This window comes from Enterobacter cloacae complex sp. Mu1197 (assembly GCF_040059225.1).
GTDB classification, from domain to species: Bacteria; Pseudomonadota; Gammaproteobacteria; order Enterobacterales; family Enterobacteriaceae; genus Enterobacter; species Enterobacter quasiroggenkampii.
The window spans coordinates 2,094,834-2,116,319 of the sequence record NZ_CP157375.1 but is presented as its reverse complement, the minus strand read 5'-3'; the positions used below and the strand labels follow the sequence as shown (position 1 = coordinate 2,116,319).

Below are 21,486 nucleotides of genomic sequence, written 5' to 3'. Positions count from 1 at the left end.
CAAATTATATAACAAACAGTACATGAAAACAATTTATGCATTTTAAGTATGAATCCATGAAATACATTCACAAGATGAATTGTTCATTACCAGAAAACTGAACTTACCAACCTGAGCGTCAAAGCTGATAATTTCTCCGTTCCGTCTGACTTGCATCCAGCAGCGGACCTTTAATTATTGTCAATGTGATGATATTTCAGCAAAATGAGGTTGCCTTTAAGTATGACATTTTTATACAGTCACCAACTATTGAATCTAGCTCCTGCAGAAGTTACTGACTCACAAAATAAAGGATACACGGGGTCGGGCTTTGCGGACTCCTCCACTGAATAAGCCCCGCAAACTGTATCGCAGCGTCTACAAAACTACGCGGCACCATTCTAATAATCCAGGTGCTGAATATCGCTGGAAATGTAATCGTAAAAGAGCCGGGGATGGACTACTGGCCAAGCGCGAGACTATGCATGGCGGACAGAAGCGTGGCCGAGACTACACACCATTGCTTTATTTTCCGATCAAAAAGATTGGCAAACCGTTGAATGAAATATTCAGCGAAGTATATGGCCGTCTTGATGCCACCGATCCTGTATTCTGGTTGGTCCCGCAACATGAGCATCAGCGAAGGGAATTAGTCTGAATTGGCGAAAACAGTTTTTATCCGGGTCTGGTTGTTGATGAGAACGGAATTCTGCAACAGGTAAATACTTCAATTACGAAAACGACGTTAAGGTTAAAACAACACCTCTTTCCTGCTACGGGTGCGGCCATCATCCGCAATGAGAGCTATTGCAAACTTCCGCTTTTCGCTCTTAGCAAACCAAACGTTACCTCCATACCTCTTCCCCAACGCTACCAACCACAAAACCTGGTAGCTATACAAACACGCAAGACTGTTAAGTTAATACACTTCCCCCTCTCTGAGGAAATACGCATGACCCCACATCCGCTACACCACATCATCGAATCTTGTGACCACGCCATCACCACCAAAAACTATGACGCGCTGATGGAATACTACGCCGAAGACGCGGCTCTTGTCGTTAAGCCCGGCATGACGGTGAAAGGCAAAGAAAACATCCGCAGCGCGTTTATTGCCATCTCGGATTATTTCCAGGACCAATTGATTGTGGAACAAGGAGAGATGCAGGTGATCGAAGGCGGTGACAATGCCCTCGTTATCATGGAAACCGTTCTGCGTTTTCCTGATGGTCAGGGTGGGATAACGGAAATGTCGCGCCGCGCGACCTATGTTTTTCGGCTGGAAAGCGACGGTCGCTGGCTTTGTACTATCGACAACTCCTACGGTACGTCGCTTCTGGATACCGGGAACCGATCGCGTTAATCACGGCTTCAAAGGGGCGCTGCCGCCCCTCCACGCCAGCCCCTTAATGCGCAGTAATGCGCGGCTCCTTTACAAACTCAGCCAGCAGCCACACCATATCGTGCAGCAGGCCCGTCAGCTCTTTCGCTACGTGAGCGGGTAGCGTTCCACCCATAACTGCTTGCGTCAGCGCCAGAACATAGTCCACCTGCGTTAAGGTGTCCTGCCAGCAGTCGGGCACGCAGGAGTTGGTTTTCTCACCCATGATCAACTGTTCAATCAGGTATGGCGGAAGATCGACATCACAGAGTTCACGCAGCCTGCGCATGGCCTGAAGGAGACGCTCGCACAGCGCTGTACGGCTCGCGATATCATCGGTTTCGACCAGCACGCTCACCAGCGCGGCGCAGTTGTCGGCGACGACAAAGAGATCGGCATCGGCCGGAAGCGGCCGGGAGATAAGTTGCAGAATGACGTTTTCGTCAGACGGGAGATAAGTCAAGGTTGGGATAGTCGCCATACTAGGCTTCCTTCTATATGGAGTTTATTTAACCACCCTTTGAGTTCCTACGCTCGGGGGGTAGCGCTGACAGAGGTAGGAATACCGCCCATATAGAAAACGGCCAGCCTTACGGCTGCTCCGTCAGCGCCACCGTTATTGTAACGAGATCGGCACTGCTGCGACATACGTAATGTCACTATATGGTTGACGGGTTCCTACGCCCGATTGCGGATGTGCCGCAACGCAGGCACTTTACGACCGCGCCCCGTCGAGGAAAAGACATAACGCTGAATTTCATAAGGTTACTTTGCGGATTGCGAGGCGCCTTCCAGAATGACAACGCTGCCCTAAATTTTAAGGGTATCAATCACCGCTCTCGCCGGGCTTTGACTCCCGGCAGTCCTTCAACCGCAGTTTTAAACGTCAGTATGGTCAGGCGCCTGGGGCATGGCGGCTAAGTATTGGCTGTCGTGAAACATTAACCGAACGTTTCTAGGGTCAACGAACTTACCGTCGGCGGTAACATAGGCGCTATTCACCACTTCTCCACTTTCTTTGTCTGTTAAGGCAATATGCGGTGCGTCGTGCAGTATGTTTTTATGACCCCACTCCATCAAAGAGAAAAGAATCGGCGCAAGGCTGCGGCTTTTGGCGGTAAGAACATACTCATACCGTTCACGCGCCCCTTCTTCCTGATAAGGGATTTTGCAAAGCAGGCCGAGTTCAGTCATTTTTTTTAACCGGTTCGCCAGCGTCTGCCTGGTGATTTTTGTATGATCCCGTATCGTTTCAAAGCGTGTAACCCCATAAAACGCCTCTCTCAGAATCAACAAAACCCATTGATCGCCAAGAAGCTCAGCGGCCGCCGCTAACCCACAAAGCTCAGGTAATAAGTACGGTAATGATTTATTTTTTGACATCTCTTCGTTTGCCTCGTAATCTGAGTATGATTTAAAGACTCAGTTATTTAAGGAGAATACAATGCCCTTCGTCAATGTGCAAACCATTAAAGGAATTATGAATTCGGAGCAAAAAAAAGAACTACTACGTCGTATGACTGACCTTATTGTTGAAATTGAGGGAAACGGCGATCCTGAATTCCGGCGTTCAGTATAGATCCGTATTGACGAGCATGAACCGGAACAGTGGAGTCTTGGGGGAATACAGCCCACATCTGAAATGATTGCTGCAAAATTTGCCTCACCACAGCGGTCCTGATTTATTTTTAGGCATAGCTCACCGGCGGGCAGTTTGAATGTCCGCTCTCGTGATGTTATGCCGCCCTAAATTTTCAGCGTATCGATCACAGCCCTCAGGGCAGGCGACACGTTGCGGTGCGGATAATAGAGATACAACCCGTCCATGCGCAGACTATAGCGCTGCAACACCCGGATAAGCGTTCCGCGCTCCAGATCGTCAGCCACCAGCTCCACCGGGACATAGGCCAGCCCAAGCCCCAGCCGGGCGGCCTCGGCTTCCATGTAGCTGTCAGACAGCGCCCATTGCCCCTCTGGCCGATGGGTGATTTTTTTCCCGTCCTGCACCAGTTCCCACTGATAGTCACTACCGTCGGCAAACTGGTAGGCAATGCAGGGATGAGCCACTAAATCGGCTGGCGTCTGCGGAAAACCGTAGCGTCTGAAATGTTCCGGGGCAGCCACCGCGGCCATTTCCATATCAGGCGTGATACGCACTGCAATCATTCCCTGCCCCACTTCCGGCCCCAGTCTGACACCCGCATCGAACCGCTCGGCGATAATGTCGACGAAGCGACTTTCATTCATCAGTTCCAGCCTGATGTCCGGGTAACGCTGTTTAAAAATGGCGAGCTTTGGCAGCAGACATTTATCGATAGCGTGCTGGCTGGCATTAATACGCACCGTGCCGGACGGCGTCTGACGATAGTGTGCCAGGGTCGCCAGACCCGTATCGAGCGTATCGAATGCAGACTCGGCGGTCTGATAAAGCTGTTCCCCGGCATGGGTGAGCGAGAGCTTGCGCGTGGTGCGGACCAGAAGTTGAACGCCCAATCGCTCTTCCAGCTCGCGAACCGAGCGGCTGATCCCGGATTGCGCCAGCCCAAGCCGCTGCGCAGCCGCCGTGAAGCTCCCCTCCCGTACCACCTGCATGAACAGGTACAGCTCATTATAGTTTTCCCGTTTCGCCATCATCCCCACCCATTTATAACAATATGATATGAATCCTAGCAGCTTTCGCCCTCTAATCAGCACTATTTCTGCTAACTATAATGACCGCAACACAACAACCCAGGGTTCATTTCTATGAAAACATTTACCCAAAAACTGTCCGTTGCGATGCTGCTATGTGCATCATTAAGTGGAGTGACAACAATGAGTTATGCAGAAACCACCAACCCAAACGCGCCTGTTTCGATGGTGAGCACATGGGATAAAACCTTCGCCGAAAGTGACAAAGTCGATCACCGTAAAGTGTCCTTCCAGAACCGATACGGGATCACTTTGGTAGGCGATCTGTATCTTCCCAAAAACCGCGGCGACCGCAAGCTGGCGGCGATTGCGGTCAGCGGGCCATTTGGCGCGGTCAAAGAGCAGTCCAGCGGCCTGTATGCGCAAACCCTGGCAGAAAATGGGTTTGTGACCCTGGCGTTCGACCCGTCGTATACGGGCGAAAGCGGTGGCCAGCCGCGCAACGTAGCGTCTCCGGATATCAACACCGAAGACTTTAGCGCGGCGGTGGACTTCCTCGGGTTGCAGAAAGAGGTTGATCGTAACCGCATTGGTATTCTCGGCATCTGCGGCTGGGGCGGTATGGCGCTCAACGCAGCATCCATGGACACCCGCGTGAAGGCGGTCGCCACCAGCGTGATGTATGACATGAGCCGGGCGATGGGCCACGGCGTGGGCGACGGGAAAGATCGCTATTCAACGTCTGACCGCCGTGCCGTTCTGCAGTATCTGAACGCACAGCGCTGGAAAGATGCTGAGAACGGTACCTTCGCGCACGGCGGCCATGACCTTTATGTCGATGAGAACGGCAAGGTGACGGCAGCTGAACGTATTCTGCCGGAGGCGTTACCTGACAACCCGAATCCGGTACTCAAAGAGTTCTTTGACTACTACCGTATGCCGCGCGGCTTCCATGCGCGCTCCGTCAACTCCACCGGCGCGTGGACCGCGACTACGCCATTATCATTTATGAATATGCCGCTGCTGAGCTACGGCGGGGAAATTACTATCCCAACGCTTATCGTAACCGGTGAAAAGGCACACTCCCGCTACTTTGCTGAAGATGCGTTTAAAGCGGTCGGCAGCAAGCAGAAGGAACTGGTGATTGTTCCGGGCGCAAACCATGTCGATCTCTACGATAATGCTGCCGGGAAGATCCCCTTCGGCCAGTTTGAGCAGTTCTTCAAAACCAACCTGAAATAAACCTCTACGCCACCCGCCCTGTACGGGTGGCTCTTTGTGAAATCTGACTATGTCTACACTGAGCCGCACCACATCACAGAACACAGAGCATGCACACTGGAGTGGCGTTTTTGCCATGACCCTGTGCGTATTTGTCCTGATTGCCTCGGAATTTATGCCCGTCAGCCTGCTTACCCCCCTTGCCAGAGATTTGGGCGTTACGGAGGGTCTCGCTGGCCAGGGGATCGCCATCTCCGGCGCGCTGGCGGTGCTGACCAGCCTCTTCCTTTCCCGGCTTGCCGGGAATATAAACCGCAAACACCTTCTTCTGGGCATGACGCTCCTGATGGCGCTCTCGGGGATGATTATCGCTTTCGCCCCAAACTATCTGGTTTACATGACAGGCCGCGCGCTGATCGGTATCGCTATAGGCGGGTTCTGGTCCATGTCTGCCGCAACGGCCATTCGCCTTGTTCCGCCGCATAAGGTTGCGCGCGCGCTGGCCATTTTCAACGGTGGTAACGCGCTGGCAACGGTGGTGGCCGCCCCGCTTGGCAGCTATCTTGGGGCCACTATTGGCTGGCGCGGCGCATTTCTTTGTCTGGTGCCCGTGGCGATAGTCGCGTTCATCTGGCAGTGTTTAAGCCTGCCTGACATGAACGCGCGTAAAAACGGTACATCACGAGGAAGTGTTTTTCGGTTATTCCGCCAGCCTGCCGCTTCCGTTGGTCTGCTGGCCTGCGGCCTGTTCTTTATGGGGCAGTTTGCGCTGTTTACCTATCTGCGCCCGTTCCTTGAAACCGTCACCCGGGTGAGCGGAGCCGGGCTGTCGCTGATTTTGCTCACCATGGGCGTTGCAGGTTTTGTGGGCACCCTTTTCGTTGCCCTGGTGCTTAATGCCGCGTTTTACATAACGCTGATCGCGATCCCTCTACTGATGGCAGCCATCGCAGTCGCGTTGATTCTCGCCGGGCATAACGTGTGGATTGTGGCCCTGCTGTCAGGCCTATGGGGGATGCTGGCAACATCAGCGCCGACGGGGTGGTGGACGTGGATTGCGCGAACGCTGCCGAAGGATGCTGAAGCCGGCGGTGGACTGATGGTGGCGGTGATCCAGCTCGCCATTGCGCTCGGTTCAACGGCGGGCGGTATAGCGTTCGATCGTTACAGCTGGCAGAGCACGTTTGCCCTGAGTGGCATCGTGCTCATCTGTGCGGCAACGCTGACGTTTCTGCTTTCGCGTCTTCACAAATAACGCGCCGGAGGATTTTTTGACGCTTTTCTTCACCGTTCGTGTATTGTTTTTAAACAATAACATCCATTAAAGGACACCTGCGCAATGATCAGCATCCTCGGCAAAACCACCTCCATCAACGTTCGAAAAGTGCTCTGGACCTGCGAAGAAGCGGGCATCGCTTATCAGCAGGAAGATTACGGCAGCGGTTTTGCCTCGACGGAAACGGATGCCTTCCGCGCCCTGAACCCCAACGCCATGGTGCCGGTGCTAATAGATGGTGATTTCGTGCTGTGGGAGTCCAATTCCATCTGCCGTTATCTGGCGCGCAAGGCCGAACGTCACGATCTGCTGCCCGCAGAACCGCAGGCCTGCGCCAACGTTGAGCGCTGGATGGACTGGCAGGCCACTGAATTTAACAACGCCTGGCGCTATGTCTTCCCGGCGCTTGGGCGTAAAAACCCGGACTTTAACGACCCTGAGCGCATTGCGGCAGGAATCAAAGAGTGGAACCACTGCATCACCATTCTGGAACAACAGCTGCAGCGCACCGGGGCCTTTGCGGCGGGCGAGACGTTTACCCTTGCGGACGTGGTGCTTGGGCTGTCGGTGAATCGCTGGAAAATGACGCCGTTTGATAAGCCAGTCGTGCCCGCCATTGAGGCCTGGTTCGATCGCCTTAACCAGCGTCCGGCATTTTTGCGTCACGGCAATAACGGCATGGTGTAAAACTTAATGCCTGAATGAATACCGCAACGAGGCTGTTTTTTTAATTACGAAACCCTGATTGTCGTCAGAGGGAATAATAATTAAGCCATATCCTGGACAGCCCGTTGCACCGCTTTGCTAGCCTGAATAGTCAGGCAAAGCTCAACCCGGAGGTATTCTTGCTGATTAAACTCAAGAAAGAACGAACGCATCAGGAGGATCGCCGGCTTGCTCTCTGGCTGGCGACCTCAGCAGGTTTGCTGAACGCCATCGCCCTCGGGGCATTTGGCTTTTTCCCCTCACACATGACCGGCAACACCTCACAATTATCCAGCGAAGTTTCTTCTACCGATCTGAGCGATATTATTTTCTTCGGCTCGATAATTCTCTCTTTTGTGGCTGGCGCCATTATTGCGCGCACGATTGTGATATGGGGAATTATCCATAACGTCAGGCTGGTTTTTTGCCAGATCCTTTTTGTCGAGGGGATATTACTGACCGGCGTTTCCTTCTACGAAATGTATTTCCATGCGCTCACCAGCAATCGCGAGATTATTCTTTTTCTCTGCTTTCTGATGGGCATTCATAATTCCACCTCCACACAGCTTTCCGGCGGACGGGTAAGATCGACGCACATTACCGGCACGCTAACGGACGCGGGGATTTCCCTGGCCTCCGTAATGGTGGCGATGCTGCGCAGGGATTACTCCAAAGATACGGCGGCGCAAAAAAGTCAGCTAACAACCCACTTAACCACCCTGTTTTCCTTCATTACGGGCGGTATTGCGGGGCTGCTGCTGTTCAGATGGATTGGCTTCAACGCCATGCTGGCGCTGGGGTTGATGCTCGCGGTTGTCGCCACCGTCTCAATTATCACCGTCTCGTCGCGGGTTCGACGGGTTCGCGCTGGCGTCTGAGGGTTGCAACTGCCCCAGCAGGCGCTGCATGTTGTCATCACAGGTGATGCCCTCCGGCCTGTGGGTGATACTCGTGACCAGGTCCAGCAGCTCCCTTCGGTTTTCCTCCAGCTGCTTCTGCATCGCCTCTATTTCAGCAATGCGTGTCTTCAGGGACTGGATCAGTCCCTCATGATCCCAGCGCTGTTGCGGCTGCGGCAAGAAGCGCCGTATTTGCTCAAGGGTGAACCCGGTCCGTTGTGCATTGTCGATAATGTTCAGCAGCGCAACCGCATCAGCGGAATAGGTACGGTACCCGTTCCCCTGCCTGACGGGTCGCGGCAGTAAGCCTTCCGCCTCATAAAATCGAATGCGCGACGGGGTAATTCCCGTCATTTTCGACAGCTCGCCAATTTTCATTTCGTCCGCTCTGGCATATTGACCTTAAAGTTAACTTTAAGCTTAAACTTTTTATGCGGTCAACCGGATCGTCATCTCATCAGGAGCTAAAATGCACACTATTCTGGGCGCCAGCGGGCAAATTGCCCGTGAACTTGCCCGCGAGCTTAAACGCGAATATACCGACGAAATCAGGCTGGTCAGCCGCCATCCGCAGAAAGTCAACGCCAGCGATAGCACGGTTGCAGCCGATCTCCTGGATGCGCAGCAGACGCAGGTGGCGATTAACGGTAGCGATACGGTCTATTTTACCGCCGGTCTGCCGCCTGATTCCGCGCTGTGGGAGCGTCATTTTCCGACCATGCTGGACAATGCCCTGGAGGCCACGCGTAAGGCGGGGGCAAAATTCGTCTATTTCGACAACACCTATATGTACCCCCAGAGTAACGTGCCGCAAACCGAAGAGACGCGCTTTGCGCCCCGGGGGCGGAAAGGCCACGTGCGCGCCCTGATGGCAAACCGGGTGCTTGACGAAATGCAACGGGGCGACATTCCCGTCCTCATCGGTCGGGCGCCGGAGTTTTACGGGCCTGAGAAAACGCAGAGCTTCACCAATACGCTCATTATCGACAGGCTGAAGCAGCATAAGCGTCCGCGCGTTCCGGTGCGTGACGACACGCTTCGCACCCTCATCTGGACGCCGGATGCCAGTCGCGCGCTCGCTCTGCTGGGCAATACCCCTGAGGCCTACGGGCAGACGTGGCACTTGCCCTGCTGCGATGAAAGGCTGACGTACCAGCAGTTCGTCACTCTCGCCTGTGAGGTCTTTGGACAGCCAGCGGACTACTCCGTCCTCGGCAAGTTGGCCTTCGCCGCGACGGCGCTGTTTTCGCAAGGCGCGCGCGAAATGCGCGAGCTGTTGCCCCGGTACGAGGCTGACAACCTGTTTGATTCGACGAAGTTTAAAGAGCATTTCCCTGCGTTCACCGTTACGTCATACCGGAAGGGACTCGAGAACATCTGGCAAGAGTGGAAATCAAAAGAGCCCGGTGCAGCGTAATTACGGCGCCGCGTCACCGGGAATGCGGTGTATTATTCGTGACAACGTCACATTCAAATCTCTTCTTTAGGACTATTCTGCCCGCCCCACAATGAGGCCTTACGCCATAAGGCCTGACCTGAGGTTGCCACTAGTTTCATAGGGTTACTGATTTTCCCCCTTCGCTGGAACCCTTCCCAAACGCTTGCTATAGGTCATCTACCCCTGCCGAAACATGGCATAACAACAGGCAACCGGTGGTTGCTATAACGCATGCGCACAGGGAGACACACCGCAATGCACCTATTACTCAAACGTTCGCTGCTGTTTGTCGGCGCGATTATCGTGGTTCTCGCCCTCCTCGTCTGGGGGATCGGGCTGGAGACCATCAAAGCGCGACAGGTTGATCTGATCTATCTCGGGCAACAGCATATGATTCTGGTTTTCTCATCAATGTTCTTTGCCCTGCTGGTGGGTATTCCGGCGGGTATTCTGCTGAGCCGCCCGGCCGCGCGGGGTATCGCTGAATATGTGATGCAAATCTTCAACGTCGGCAATACGCTGCCACCGCTGGCCGTGCTGGCCCTGGCGATGGTGGTGATCGGCATCGGCGATACGCCCGCCATCATCGCCCTGTTCCTCGCCTCGCTGTTGCCGATCGTGCGTAATACCTATGCCGGGCTGTGCTCGGTCCCGCCGTCGCTGCTGGAAGCGGCAAACGGCATCGGGATGACCAAATGGCAGCGTCTGCGCCAGGTTGAGCTGCCTGCCGCCTGGCCGGTTATGCTCTCAGGGATCCGCATCGCCACCGCCATTAACGTCGGTACCGCACCGCTGGCGTTCCTGATTGGTGCCAGCAGCTACGGCGAGCTGATTTTCCCCGGCATTTACCTGAACGATTTCCCGACCCTGATCCTCGGCGCGGCGGCCACCGCCCTGTTCGCCCTGATCCTCGATACCCTGCTGGCGGCGCTGGGTCGCGTGATGAGTCCCCATCTCGCTCGATAACAATAACAAGGAGCTTTTATGAGACTGTTTTCCGGCCTGACGGCGCTGTGTGCAGCGGTGCTGTTCACCAGCCAGACGATGGCGGCCCCGCTGATTCTGGCAACCAAGAGCTTTACCGAGCAGCATATTCTCTCGGCGATGACCGTGCAGTACCTGCAAAAGAAAGGATTCCAGGTTCAGCCGCAAACCAATATCGCCACGGTGATTTCCCGTAACGCGATGATCAACAAACAGATTGATATGACCTGGGAGTACACCGGCACGTCATTAATCATCTTTAACCACATCAACAAGCGCATGTCGCCAGAGGAATCTTACGAGACGGTGAAACGCCTGGACGCGAAGCACGGTCTGGTCTGGCTCAAGCCCGCCGACATGAACAACACCTATGCGTTCGCCATGCAGCGCAAGCGCGCCGAGGCGGAACATATCAACACCATGTCGGACATGGTGGCGAAGATTGAGCAGATCCGTAAAACCAACCCGGACAAAAACTGGCTGCTGGGCTTAGACCTTGAATTTGCCGGGCGCAGCGACGGCATGAAGCCGCTTCAGGCCGCCTATAAGATGGACCTGGACCGCCCGCAGATCCGTCAGATGGACCCCGGACTGGTCTATAACGCGGTGCGTGACGGCTTCGTCGACGCAGGGCTGATTTATACCACCGACGGGCGCGTGAAAGGCTTCGACCTCAAGGTGCTGGAAGACGATAAAGGCTTCTTCCCGAGCTATGCGGTCACCCCGGTGGTCCGTAAGGACACGCTGGAGGCCAATCCGGGCCTTGAAGAGGCGCTCAACACCCTCTCTGCCCAGCTCAACAACGACGTTATCACCGAACTGAACAAGAAGGTGGATATCGACCATCAGTCACCGCAGCAGGTCGCCCGTGATTTCCTGCGTAGCAAACAGCTGCTGTAGGAGGCGCTATGGAGACGATTCACTACATTCTGGACAACTGGGACTACCTGTTAACCCTGACGCTGCAGCATCTGTGGCTGGTGGCGCTGGCCGTGGGCTTAGCCATTCTCATCGGCGTACCGCTGGGCATTCTGATTGTTCGCCACAAGTGGCTGGCAACGCCGGTGCTGGGGATTGCCACCATCGTGCTGACCATTCCGTCAATTGCGCTGTTTGGCCTGATGATCCCGCTCTTTTCGCTGATCGGTCAGGGGATTGGCGCCCTGCCCGCGATCACGGCGGTGTTTCTCTACTCGCTGCTGCCGATTGTGCGTAACACCCATACGGCGCTCGACAGCCTGCCGCCGGGCCTGCGTGAAGCCGGACGCGGCATCGGCATGACCTTCTGGCAGCGCCTGCGCTGGGTCGAAATCCCGATGGCGCTGCCGGTGATTTTCGGCGGGATCCGCACCGCCGTGGTGATGAACATCGGCGTGATGGCGATTGCCGCGGTGATCGGCGCGGGCGGTCTGGGCCTGCTGCTGCTCAACGGCATCGGCGGAAGTGATATCCGCATGTTGATCGCGGGCGCGCTGATGATTTGTCTTTTAGCGATTGTGCTCGACTGGCTGCTGCACCGTCTGCAGGTGGTTCTGACTCCAAAGGGGATTCGATAATGATAAAACTGCAAAATCTCACCAAACACTTTTCACAGAAGCACGGCCAGACCTTTAAGGCCGTCGACAACGTCAACCTGAACGTACCCGAAGGGGAAATGTGCGTCCTGCTCGGCCCCTCCGGCTGCGGGAAGACCACCACCCTGAAGATGATTAACCGCCTCATTACCCCAAGCAGCGGGACGATCCTGATTAACGGCGAAGACACCAGCGGGATGGACACCGTCACCCTGCGCCGCAACATCGGCTACGTGATCCAGCAGATTGGCCTGTTCCCGAACATGACCATCGAGGAGAACATTACCGTCGTGCCGCGCATGCTGGGCTGGGATAAAGCGCGCTGTAAAACCCGCGCCGAAGAGCTGATGGATATGGTGGCGCTGGATCCGCATAAGTTCCTGAATCGCTATCCGCGTGAGATGTCCGGCGGCCAACAGCAGCGCATCGGCGTGATCCGCGCCCTGGCGGCGGATCCTCCGGTACTGCTGATGGATGAACCCTTCGGCGCGGTGGACCCGATCAACCGCGAGGTGATCCAGAACCAGTTCCTGGAGATGCAGCGCAAGCTGAAAAAAACCGTCATGCTGGTGAGCCACGATATCGACGAAGCCCTGAAGCTCGGCGACCGTATTGCGGTGTTCCGTCAGGGGAAAATCGTGCAGTGCGCCAGCCCGGACGAACTGCTGGCGAAACCGGCGAACGAGTTTGTCGGCTCGTTTGTCGGTCAGGACCGCACGCTGAAGCGCCTGCTGCTGGTCTCGGCGGGCGACGTCACCGACCAGCAACCGACCATTACGGTGCGGGGCTCTACTCCGCTCCCTGAAGCCTTTGCGACCATGGATGATAACGATATTCGCGCGATTACCGTAGTTGACGAACACGGCAAACCGCTGGGCTTTGTGAAGCGTCGCGAAGCGCGTAACGCCAGCGGAACCTGCGCCGACATCCTGCATCCGTTCCGCATGACCGGCAAAGCGGAAGACAATCTGCGCGTGGTCCTGTCACGCCTGTATGAGAGCAACACCAGTTGGATGCCGATCGTGGATGAGGACGGTCGCTACAACGGCGAGATTTCTCAGGACTATATTGCCGAGTATCTCAGTTCAGGGCGTACGCGCCGGGCGCTGAATATTCATAGCGACAGTTAATCTTTCAGGCCGGGCATTGCCCGGCTTTTTCGCACGCATTCCTTTTGCTAACCCCGCGATTTCCCGCCACAATATTGTATCGTCCCCGTTTACTCGCGACCCATGCAACGTCTTCATACGTACCCCGACATCCGCGCGATGTTTCGCCGACTGCTGATTGCCACCGTCACCGGCGTGCTGGCCGCGCTGGCCGTTGCGGTGTTCCGCCACAGCATGTACCTGCTGGAGTGGCTGCTTCTCAGCAACGACAGCGGCAGCCTGGTGAATGCCGCCGCCTCGCTCTCGCCCTGGCGGCGCGCGCTGACGCCCGCGCTGGGCGGGCTGGCTGCCGGACTGTTGCTCTGGGGATGGCAACGGCTGACTGCCCAGCGGCCTCATGCCCCTACCGATTATATGGAAGCGCTGGAGACCGGCGACGGCCAGTTTGATTACGGCGCCAGCCTGGTGAAATCCCTTGCCTCACTGCTGGTCGTCGCCAGCGGAAGCGCCATCGGGCGTGAAGGGGCGATGATCCTGCTTGCCGCCCTCGCCGCCTCCTTTTTTGCCCGGCGATTTACGCCCAAATCTGAATGGAAGTTATGGATCGCCTGCGGCGCCGCGGCCGGGATGGCCAGCGCCTACCATGCTCCGTTAGCCGGAAGCCTTTTCATTGCGGAGATTCTGTTTGGCACCCTGATGCTGGCCTCGCTCGGGCCCGTGGTTATCGCGGCGGTGGTGGCGCTTCTCACCACGCAGCTCCTGGCACCGGGTGCCGGCACGCTCTACGCGGTCCATTTGAGCGGCATCCTCACCGCGGCCGATTATGCCCTGCTGGCCGCGATGGGGCTGGTGGCGGGTCTCTGCGGGCCGCTGCTGATGTGGCTGATGGCGTTCAGCCACGGTCTTTTCCTGCGCCTCAAACTTTCGCCGCCGTGGCAGCTGGCGCTCGGCGGTGCGATCGTCGGGCTGCTGTCTCTTCTGACGCCGAAGGTATGGGGGAACGGCTACAGCGTGGTGCAGGCTTTTCTGCTCGCGCCGCCGCTGCTGTCGGTCATTGCGGGCGTCTTCATCTGTAAGCTGCTGGCGGTGCTGGCGAGCAGCGGGTCGGGCGCACCGGGCGGGGTGTTCACGCCGACACTGTTTGTCGGCATGGCGACAGGCATGCTGTTTGCACAGCTTTTCGCGCTGTGGCTGCCGGGTTCTGAGACGGCAATTTTGCTGGGGCTGGCAGGGATGGCAACGCTACTCGCCGCGACCACGCATGCGCCCATTATGTCGGCGCTGATGGTCTGTGAAATGACCGGACAGTATTTTTTACTGCCCGGTTTGCTGGTCGCCTGCGTGCTGGCGTCCGTGCTGTCGCGGACGTTACGCCACGACTCTGTCTACGGTCAACACGCCACCGAGGGCAGAGAGATCGATGTACTGCGCTAGCTCGCGCTGCTCGGCGCGAGGCAGATAAGGCAGCTCACCCACCAGCGGTCCGGGCAGTTTAGCGCTCAGCACGTCGATGATCTCCGCATAGTGCGCGAGGCCAGGGTTGATGCGGTTGGCCACCCAGCCCATCAGCGGCAGGCCGTCATTGGCAATCGCCTGCGCCGTCAGCAGCGCGTGGTTGATGCACCCTTCCTGGATCCCCACCACCATCACTACCGGAAGCTGTTCCTGCACCACCCATTCCGACAGCGGGCGCAGGTCGTTCATCAGGCTGCGCCAGCCGCCCGTCCCTTCGACCACCACGTGATCGACCTTCTCGCTCAGGTTCGCCAGGCCGTCGGACAACAGGGGATAATTAATCAGGCCGCTGTGCGCCACGCTGCTCTCCTCTTCGCTTAACGCGATGGGATTGACCGCATGATAAGGCAACTCCAGTGACGAGACGCTTTGCAGCACCAGGGCGTCTTTATTACGCAATCCCTCTGGCGTCTCTTTACTCCCTTTTGCGACCGGTTTGTACCCTGCAACGCGTTTACCGCTTGCTGCCAGCGCCTGCAGCAATGCGCGGGATACGACGGTCTTGCCGACAGAGGTATCAGTACCAGTAACAAAGAAACGCTTAAGCATGACTCACTCCACCTCTTGGGTATGCTTCGAAAATATAAACCAGGTAAATAATTCAGTGGAGGAAGTCTACGGGATGCGTGCGCTACCCGGCTTGAGATAGCGCAATTTTTCTTACATCTGCGGAAAAGAGTTAACCCTGTAACAGGCGGATCAACAGCGAGCCGTTATACATGGCATCTTTGACCAGCGCCGCGCCGGCCATCGTGCCCTGATTGGAAAACTGGGTGCTTTCCACCGCAATATTCCGGCTGTAGGCGGGAAGCGACTGCTGCTGAATACAGGCCGTAATCGCCGGGAAGAGGATCTCCGCCGCCTGGCTGAGCGGTGAGCCAATGAGGATTTTTTGCGGGTTGAAGAGGTTCACCATAATCGCCAGAATGCGGCCAACGTTATTTCCCACCCCGGTAATAATGTCCTTCGCCAGCAGATCGCCCTGACGCGCGGCGGCGCAGAGAGAATCCACCGTTAAGGGTTGTCCGTGCAGCGAGGAGCTCATGGACTGGCTGAGCCTGACCTGCGCCAGCTCCAGCACGCTTTCCACGCTGGCAATGGTCTCCAGACAGCCGTGGTTGCCGCAGTAGCAGCGCTTGCCGTACGGGTCGACCTGGGTGTGGCCAATTTCAACCAGGCTGCTGCTTCCGGCGTGGAGAAGACGTCCGTCGGTGATCACCCCCGCCCCGACGTTATGATCGATAACCACCTGAATCACATCCCGCGCGCCGCGGGACGCGCCAAACAGCGCCTCCGCCATCGTCCAGGCGCTGATGTCATGCTGAATGTAGACCGGTACGCCAGTATGGTTTTTCAGCACCTCTCCCAGCGGCATCTCTTTGACATCGTCATAAAACGGCATGCGGTGGACAATACCATTTTCGGTATCAATAATGCCCGGCATGGTGATGGCAATCGCCGTTAAGCGTTCAAGCCGCTGCTGATGGCGGATAAAGAAGCGATCGATGTGCGAGACAATCGCCTCGAGGAGCGATTCCTCGGCGTTGAGCGGCAGTTCAAGACGGTCCTCTACCACCAGCTTGCTGCTCAGATCGCGCAGCGCAAGGAAGATCTCGCCGCGGCTGATGCGCAGCGACAGGTAGTGCCAGGCTTCCGTTTCCACCACCAGCCCGACTGCCGGACGGCCACGGCTGCCCGGCTCCTGAATTTCCGTTTCCTGAACCAGGTGCGCTTCCAGCATCTCGCGGACAATCTTGGTGATACTGGCGGGTGCCAGCTGTGCCAGGCGCGAAAGATCGATACGCGAAACCGGACCAAGCTGATCGATCAGGCGATATACCGCGCCAGCGTTGGTCTGCTTAATCTGATCAATGTGCCCTGGCTGACTATCAGCGACCACCTCGTACTCCCTTATTTTCGAGCTTCGAAATAAACTGTTGGCTATGGTGAAGCACTTGCATGGCTGCCGTCAAATATTTACTTAGCCATGTGATTTACTGCACATTTTTGCCCACTTTTCCCTGAAAATGCCCCCCGGCGGAGGCGTTCATCAACTGCTGTTTGAAGCGCTGCGCGGCATGGCTCTGTTCGCGATGTTTTGCCCAGACCAGCCACATCTCTGAAACGGCATCCTCTTCGGCGATGGTCACCCAGCGCATTTCGCGCAATTGTACCCGTTTAAAGGAGGCCGGAAGAATAGAGACGCCCAGCCCGGCGGCGACCAGCCCGATAATGGTCATCGCCTCCCCGACTTCCTGGGTAATGACCGGGGCAAGATCGTAGCGGCGCATCAGCCCCAGGATATCGTCATACAGACCCGTTCCGACCTGCGGATCAAAAAAGACAAACGGCTCTTTTGCCAGCTCTGCCAGCGACACCGTCGGACGCGACGCCAGCGGGTGATCGTGTGGGATCATGGCCATCAGCGGCTCGCGCAGGATCACCTCCCACGCCAGCGAGTCCGGCAGCTGGGTATTACGCATCAGCCCCAAATCCAGCGAACCTTCATTTAGCGGCGCAATCTGCTCGCGGGTATTGATCTCGCGCGTCTGAATATGAACATCCGGGAAATGGCGGCGGAATGACGACAGCGTTTCCGAGACGGCGCTGATAAACGGCGCGGACGAGGTAAACCCGATGCGCAACTCTCCGGTTTCCCCGAGATACAGCCGTTCTGCCCGAGCGGCGGCGTCCTCAACCATGCTCAGAATTTGTCGGCTGTCGATGAGAAATTGCTTGCCCGCCGCCGTCAGGCTCACGCTGCGGTTGGTGCGGGCCAGCAGGCGCGCGCCGACCTGCTGCTCCAGGATCTGAATCTGCTGGCTTAACGGGGGTTGAGAGATATTCAGTCGTGCCGCCGCGCGGCCAAAATGCAACTCTTCGGCGACGGCGACAAAGTAGCGAAGATGACGCAGCTCGATATTCATATTTCTAACGTATCATTTGAGATTATTAATATATTAGACAGAATATTTACATTTTCCTACCCTGAAGAGGTGGTCATACCCGTCACCAGAAATCACGGGGATGTTTAAGCAAGGAAACTGTGTGAGTCGTACAACTGCCATTGATATCGATCCGGCAAGCGATATCAATGATTTACCAGCAACATCGCAGCCGGTTCAGTTCATTAAACGTGGTACCCCCCAATTTATGCGCGTCACGCTGGCGCTCTTCTCCGCCGGTCTGGCCACCTTCGCCCTGCTCTATTGCGTTCAGCCGATCCTGCCCGTGCTCTCCCATGAGTTTGGCGTATCGCCTGCCAGCAGCAGCGTTTCACTCTCCATTTCCACCGGCATGCTGGCGATTGGCCTGCTCTTTACCGGCCCTCTTTCCGACGCCATTGGGCGTAAACCGGTGATGGTAACCGCGCTGATGCTGGCCTCGGTCTGTACGTTACTTTCAACCATGATGACCAGCTGGCACGGCATTCTGGTGATGCGCGCGCTGATCGGGCTTTCGCTCAGCGGCGTGGCGGCGGTCGGGATGACCTACCTCAGCGAGGAGATCCACCCGAGCTTTGTTGCCTTCTCTATGGGGCTTTACATCAGCGGGAACTCGATTGGCGGGATGAGCGGACGTCTGCTGAGCGGGGTATTCACGGACTTCTTTAGCTGGCGGATTGCGCTGGCGGTCATTGGCTGTTTCGCGCTGGCATCTGCCCTGATGTTCTGGAAAATTCTGCCGGAATCGCGTCATTTCCGCCCGACATCGCTGCGCCCGAAAACGCTGTTTATCAACTTCCGTCTGCACTGGCGCGACAAGGGGCTGCCGCGCCTGTTCCTGACCGGCTTCCTGCTGATGGGCGCCTTCGTCACGCTGTTTAACTATATTGGCTATCGCCTGATGCTCTCACCGTGGCATCTGAACCAGGCTATTGTCGGTTTACTCTCGGTGGCTTATTTGACCGGTACGTGGAGTTCACCGAAGGCCGGGGCGATGACCGCGCGCTATGGACGCGGCCCGGTCTTGCTGTTCTTCACGGCGGTGATGCTGGTCGGCCTGCTGCTGACGCTCTTCTCCTCCCTGTGGCTGATTTTTGCCGGCATGCTGCTCTTTTCTGCAGGGTTCTTCGCCGCCCACTCGGTCGCCAGCAGCTGGATTGGCCCGCGCGCGCGTCGCGCCAAAGGTCAGGCATCGTCTCTTTATCTGTTTAGCTATTACCTGGGGTCCAGCATCGCCGGGACGCTCGGCGGCGTGTTCTGGCATCACTACGGCTGGAACGGCGTGGGCGGGTTTATCGCGCTAATGCTGTGCGCGGCGCTGCTGGTGGGGGGGAACCTGCATCAGCGTTTGAAATGAAGAAATTTTTCCATTACTTTTTTACAAGCTAATTGTCAATTTTATGGTGGAGGAAAACAGGGATGAATAAATTTTACCTCTTAAAAATTACATTGAATGGCATAACCCCCCCTATCTGGAGAACATTTTCCGTACCAGCCGATATTTCGCTGGTTCGCCTGCATGATGTTATTCAAATCGTGATGGGCTGGGATGACAGTCATCTTCACCAGTTTACTTTCAAAAATCGCGTCCTTACCGAACTCCCGTCCTCTGCTGAAGATGAATACGAAAGCGAAATTCGCCTGAGCGAATTACTTAAAAAAAGAAAGAATACGCTTACCTATATTTATGACTTTGGTGATGACTGGGAGCATACGCTATTCCTTGAAGACAGCGACTTTAAGCCAGAGGATCCGGACATGCTCTTCGAATGTTTTGCCGGTGAAAATGCGTGTCCACCGGAAGATTGTGGAGGGAGTTATCAGTATCAACGCATGATTGACGCAATGAACAACCCTGCAGACAATCCGCAAGACTTCGAGGAGTTCTCTGAGGTACTGGATATCGCTGATGACGTTACCCATGATGACTTCAAAGAATTTATCCGTTTCTTCAATCCAGATGCGGTGACCAGTGCATTGATGCTTTATGCGCGTTGGTCACGAGAGAGACCGTTACCCCTTTTCAGTGATGATCTGTTGTATTAAAACGTGTGACTATGAAGCGCAAACAAACCTCTATATGTGCAAACTTATAGAGGTTTGTTATTTTGGAACACCGCCAACTGAACGAGAACAATAACGATGACGAAAAACGTATCTTATCAGCAACTCACCCGCACCTTCCAGCGTCTCTCCCGCTTCTCGCACCTCTCCTCCATCGCCAGCTGGGACATGTTCACCATGATGCCGCCCGGCGGCAGCGCCGCGCGAGGTGAGGCGCTGGCGGAGATGAGCGTCCTGCAGCACCAGCTCCTGACCGATAAAAAAGTCGGCGACCTGTTAGCCGCGGCGGCAGGGGAAGATCTGAATGACGTCGAACAGGCCAACCTGCGGGAAATGACGCGCCACTATCAGCAGGCCTCGCTGCTGCCGGAAACGCTGGTGGAAGCCAAATCCCTGGCGGGCAGCAGGTGTGAACACGCCTGGCGCACGCAGCGTCCCGCCAACGACTGGCAGGGTTTTTCCGCCAACCTGAAAGAGGTGGTCAAACTCAGCCGTGAAGAGGCGCGCCTGCGGGCGGAAGCCAAAGGCTGTACGCCGTACGATGCGTTGCTGGATATTTTTGAACCCGACATGACCAGCGCCCGTCTGGACGTGCTGTTCGGCGACATGAAGTCCTGGCTGCCGGACCTGCTGGCAAACGTCGTGGAAAAGCAGGCTCAGCGATCGTTTGTTCCTCCTCAGGGGCCTTTCCCGACGGCAACACAGCGTGAGCTGGGCCTGGAAGCCATGAAGATGCTCGGCTTCGATTTTAACAGCGGTCGCCTCGACGTAAGCGCGCACCCGTTCTGCGGCGGCGTACCGGAGGACGTGCGCATCACCACGCGCTATGACGAGGATGAACTGCTCAGCGCGCTGTTTGGCGTGATCCACGAAACCGGACACGCGCGCTACGAACAAAACCTGCCGCGCGCATGGGCAGGACAGCCGATCGCGCTGGCCCGCTCAACCGCGATCCACGAATCTCAGAGCCTGTTCTTCGAGATGCAACTGGGACGCAGTGAAGCCTTCCTCAAGCATCTTCTCCCTGCGGTGCATGCCCGCTTTGGCAGCCAGGCGGCGTTCAGCGAAGAGAACTTTATCGCCTGGAACCAGCGCGTGAAGCCGGGCTATATCCGCGTCGATGCGGACGAAGTGAGCTACCCGGCGCACGTGGTGCTGCGCTATGAGATTGAGCGGTCGCTGATCAACGGCGAGATCGAAGTGGACGATATCCCTGCCCTGTGGGACGAGAAAATGCAGGCCTGGCTCGGGTTATCCACCAAAGACAACTACCGCAACGGCTGTATGCAGGATATTCACTGGACCGACGGCGGTTTTGGCTACTTCCCGTCGTATACGCTGGGGGCCATGTATGCCGCACAGTTGTTCCATGCGGCTAAAACGGCGCTTCCGGGCCTGCAGGCCTCCATCGCTGAGGGCGATTTTTCTGCACTCTTTGAGTGGCTGCGTCAGAACATCTGGCAGCACGGCAGTCGCTTCAGCACGTCGCAGTTAATCACCCAGGCGACGGGCGAGGATCTGAACATCCGTTACTTCCGCGAACATCTGACCTCCCGCTATTTGTAATCTGTTTGGCCGGGGATGAGGGATCTCAGGTAAAAGAGCCGTATTTTCCCCCTCACCCCAGCCCTCTCCCTCAATGGAGAGTGGGCCGTCTGTGCTAGCCCCCCGGCAATGTACATATGGTTACACGCCGATACCAATCACTCACGGAAACCCCGAGTTTACAGGGATATAGTTATTTCAACGGCCCCGCAGTGGGGTT

Annotated in this window: 21 protein-coding genes and 1 pseudogene; 15 read left to right on the top strand and 7 right to left on the bottom strand. The window is 56.3% G+C overall.

Annotated elements, in window-relative coordinates; translation table 11 throughout:
• The first annotated feature begins 931 nt into the window (after nucleotides 1–931).
• Nucleotides 932–1,342, top strand: a complete 411-nt coding sequence (locus ABFV38_RS10075) for an SgcJ/EcaC family oxidoreductase (RefSeq protein WP_348959305.1) — start codon at nucleotides 932–934, stop codon at nucleotides 1,340–1,342.
• 43 nt (nucleotides 1,343–1,385) lie between these two features.
• Here ABFV38_RS10075 and ABFV38_RS10070 read toward each other — a convergent pair whose 3' ends face one another.
• A complete protein-coding gene (locus ABFV38_RS10070) occupies nucleotides 1,386–1,841 on the bottom strand; it encodes a hypothetical protein (RefSeq protein WP_262820618.1) in 456 nt (151 codons plus the stop codon).
• A gap of 398 nt (nucleotides 1,842–2,239) precedes the next feature.
• Complete coding sequence (locus tag ABFV38_RS10065; protein ID WP_348959304.1) at nucleotides 2,240–2,743, bottom strand: helix-turn-helix domain-containing protein; 504 nt, start codon at nucleotides 2,741–2,743, stop codon at nucleotides 2,240–2,242.
• A 61-nt stretch (nucleotides 2,744–2,804) separates the two neighbouring features.
• Between ABFV38_RS10065 and ABFV38_RS10060 the strand changes: the two are divergent.
• Nucleotides 2,805–3,041, top strand: a pseudogene (locus tag ABFV38_RS10060) (tautomerase family protein).
• Between the two features lie 65 nt (nucleotides 3,042–3,106).
• On the opposite strand, the gene ABFV38_RS10055 reads toward ABFV38_RS10060, so the two are convergent.
• Nucleotides 3,107–3,991 carry a LysR family transcriptional regulator gene (locus ABFV38_RS10055; RefSeq protein WP_045910615.1) on the bottom strand — a complete coding sequence of 295 codons (885 nt, stop codon included), beginning with the start codon at nucleotides 3,989–3,991 and terminating at the stop codon, nucleotides 3,107–3,109.
• A 114-nt stretch (nucleotides 3,992–4,105) separates the two neighbouring features.
• Between ABFV38_RS10055 and ABFV38_RS10050 the strand changes: the two genes are divergently transcribed.
• The 4 genes from ABFV38_RS10050 (at nucleotide 4,106) to ABFV38_RS10035 (ending at nucleotide 8,071) form a co-directional block, all read left to right on the top strand.
• Nucleotides 4,106–5,233 (top strand): alpha/beta hydrolase, encoded by a 1,128-nt coding sequence (locus ABFV38_RS10050; protein ID WP_348959303.1) that lies wholly within the window; start codon nucleotides 4,106–4,108, stop codon nucleotides 5,231–5,233.
• A gap of 49 nt (nucleotides 5,234–5,282) precedes the next feature.
• The gene (locus ABFV38_RS10045) at nucleotides 5,283–6,467 is read left to right on the top strand and encodes an MFS transporter (protein ID WP_348959302.1); all 1,185 of its coding nucleotides are present in this window, start codon (nucleotides 5,283–5,285) and stop codon (nucleotides 6,465–6,467) included.
• An 84-nt stretch (nucleotides 6,468–6,551) separates the two neighbouring features.
• A complete protein-coding gene (locus ABFV38_RS10040; protein ID WP_348959301.1) occupies nucleotides 6,552–7,175 on the top strand; it encodes a glutathione S-transferase family protein in 624 nt (207 codons plus the stop codon).
• 158 nt (nucleotides 7,176–7,333) lie between these two features.
• Entirely contained in the window at nucleotides 7,334–8,071 is a 738-nt protein-coding gene (locus ABFV38_RS10035) for a YoaK family protein (RefSeq protein WP_348959300.1), read from the top strand.
• On the opposite strand, the gene ABFV38_RS10030 is transcribed toward ABFV38_RS10035, so the two are convergent.
• Complete coding sequence (locus tag ABFV38_RS10030; RefSeq protein ID WP_045910390.1) at nucleotides 8,021–8,470, bottom strand: MerR family transcriptional regulator; 450 nt, start codon at nucleotides 8,468–8,470, stop codon at nucleotides 8,021–8,023. The genes ABFV38_RS10035 and ABFV38_RS10030 overlap by 51 nt on opposite strands.
• Nucleotides 8,471–8,561: 91 nt before the next feature.
• Between ABFV38_RS10030 and ABFV38_RS10025 the strand changes: the two genes are divergently transcribed.
• The 6 genes from ABFV38_RS10025 to clcB all read left to right on the top strand — a co-directional run bounded on the left by ABFV38_RS10025 (nucleotide 8,562) and on the right by clcB (nucleotide 14,631).
• Nucleotides 8,562–9,509, top strand: coding sequence for an NAD-dependent epimerase/dehydratase family protein (locus ABFV38_RS10025; RefSeq protein WP_045910389.1), 948 nt, complete (start codon nucleotides 8,562–8,564; stop codon nucleotides 9,507–9,509).
• Between the two features lie 276 nt (nucleotides 9,510–9,785).
• Nucleotides 9,786–10,496, top strand: a complete 711-nt coding sequence (gene osmY / locus ABFV38_RS10020) for an osmoprotectant ABC transporter permease OsmY (RefSeq protein WP_348959299.1) — start codon at nucleotides 9,786–9,788, stop codon at nucleotides 10,494–10,496.
• An 18-nt stretch (nucleotides 10,497–10,514) separates the two neighbouring features.
• Complete coding sequence (gene osmX / locus ABFV38_RS10015; RefSeq protein ID WP_063621501.1) at nucleotides 10,515–11,414, top strand: osmoprotectant ABC transporter substrate-binding protein OsmX; 900 nt, start codon at nucleotides 10,515–10,517, stop codon at nucleotides 11,412–11,414.
• Nucleotides 11,415–11,422: 8 nt separating this feature from the next.
• Complete coding sequence (gene osmW, locus ABFV38_RS10010; protein WP_014169860.1) at nucleotides 11,423–12,070, top strand: osmoprotectant ABC transporter permease OsmW; 648 nt, start codon at nucleotides 11,423–11,425, stop codon at nucleotides 12,068–12,070.
• Nucleotides 12,070–13,218 carry an osmoprotectant ABC transporter ATP-binding protein OsmV gene (gene osmV / locus ABFV38_RS10005; protein WP_063621500.1) on the top strand — a complete coding sequence of 383 codons (1,149 nt, stop codon included), beginning with the start codon at nucleotides 12,070–12,072 and terminating at the stop codon, nucleotides 13,216–13,218. Before osmW ends, osmV begins: the two co-directional genes overlap by 1 nt.
• 102 nt (nucleotides 13,219–13,320) lie before the next feature.
• Nucleotides 13,321–14,631, top strand: a complete 1,311-nt coding sequence (gene clcB / locus ABFV38_RS10000; RefSeq protein WP_126534425.1) for a voltage-gated ClC-type chloride channel ClcB — start codon at nucleotides 13,321–13,323, stop codon at nucleotides 14,629–14,631.
• Here the strand turns inward: clcB and bioD are convergent.
• The 3 genes from bioD to ABFV38_RS09985 all read right to left on the bottom strand — a co-directional run bounded on the left by bioD (nucleotide 14,566) and on the right by ABFV38_RS09985 (nucleotide 17,639).
• On the bottom strand, nucleotides 14,566–15,261 hold the full coding sequence (bioD, locus tag ABFV38_RS09995) for a dethiobiotin synthase (RefSeq protein ID WP_045910385.1): 696 nt from the start codon (nucleotides 15,259–15,261) through the stop codon (nucleotides 14,566–14,568). The genes clcB and bioD overlap by 66 nt on opposite strands.
• Nucleotides 15,262–15,391: 130 nt before the next feature.
• Entirely contained in the window at nucleotides 15,392–16,612 is a 1,221-nt protein-coding gene (gene mlc / locus ABFV38_RS09990) for a sugar metabolism global transcriptional regulator Mlc (RefSeq protein ID WP_045910384.1), read from the bottom strand.
• 94 nt (nucleotides 16,613–16,706) lie between these two features.
• Nucleotides 16,707–17,639, bottom strand: coding sequence for a LysR family transcriptional regulator (locus ABFV38_RS09985; RefSeq protein WP_348959298.1), 933 nt, complete (start codon nucleotides 17,637–17,639; stop codon nucleotides 16,707–16,709).
• Nucleotides 17,640–17,760: 121 nt separating this feature from the next.
• Here ABFV38_RS09985 and ABFV38_RS09980 point away from each other — a divergent pair, with 121 nt between their 5' ends.
• The 3 genes from ABFV38_RS09980 (at nucleotide 17,761) to ABFV38_RS09970 (ending at nucleotide 21,287) form a co-directional block, all read left to right on the top strand.
• A complete protein-coding gene (locus ABFV38_RS09980) occupies nucleotides 17,761–19,014 on the top strand; it encodes an MFS transporter (RefSeq protein ID WP_348959297.1) in 1,254 nt (417 codons plus the stop codon).
• A gap of 62 nt (nucleotides 19,015–19,076) precedes the next feature.
• Nucleotides 19,077–19,703, top strand: coding sequence for a plasmid pRiA4b ORF-3 family protein (locus ABFV38_RS09975; RefSeq protein ID WP_348959296.1), 627 nt, complete (start codon nucleotides 19,077–19,079; stop codon nucleotides 19,701–19,703).
• A gap of 96 nt (nucleotides 19,704–19,799) precedes the next feature.
• Complete coding sequence (locus ABFV38_RS09970) at nucleotides 19,800–21,287, top strand: carboxypeptidase M32 (RefSeq protein ID WP_348959295.1); 1,488 nt, start codon at nucleotides 19,800–19,802, stop codon at nucleotides 21,285–21,287.
• Nucleotides 21,288–21,486 lie beyond the last annotated feature (199 nt).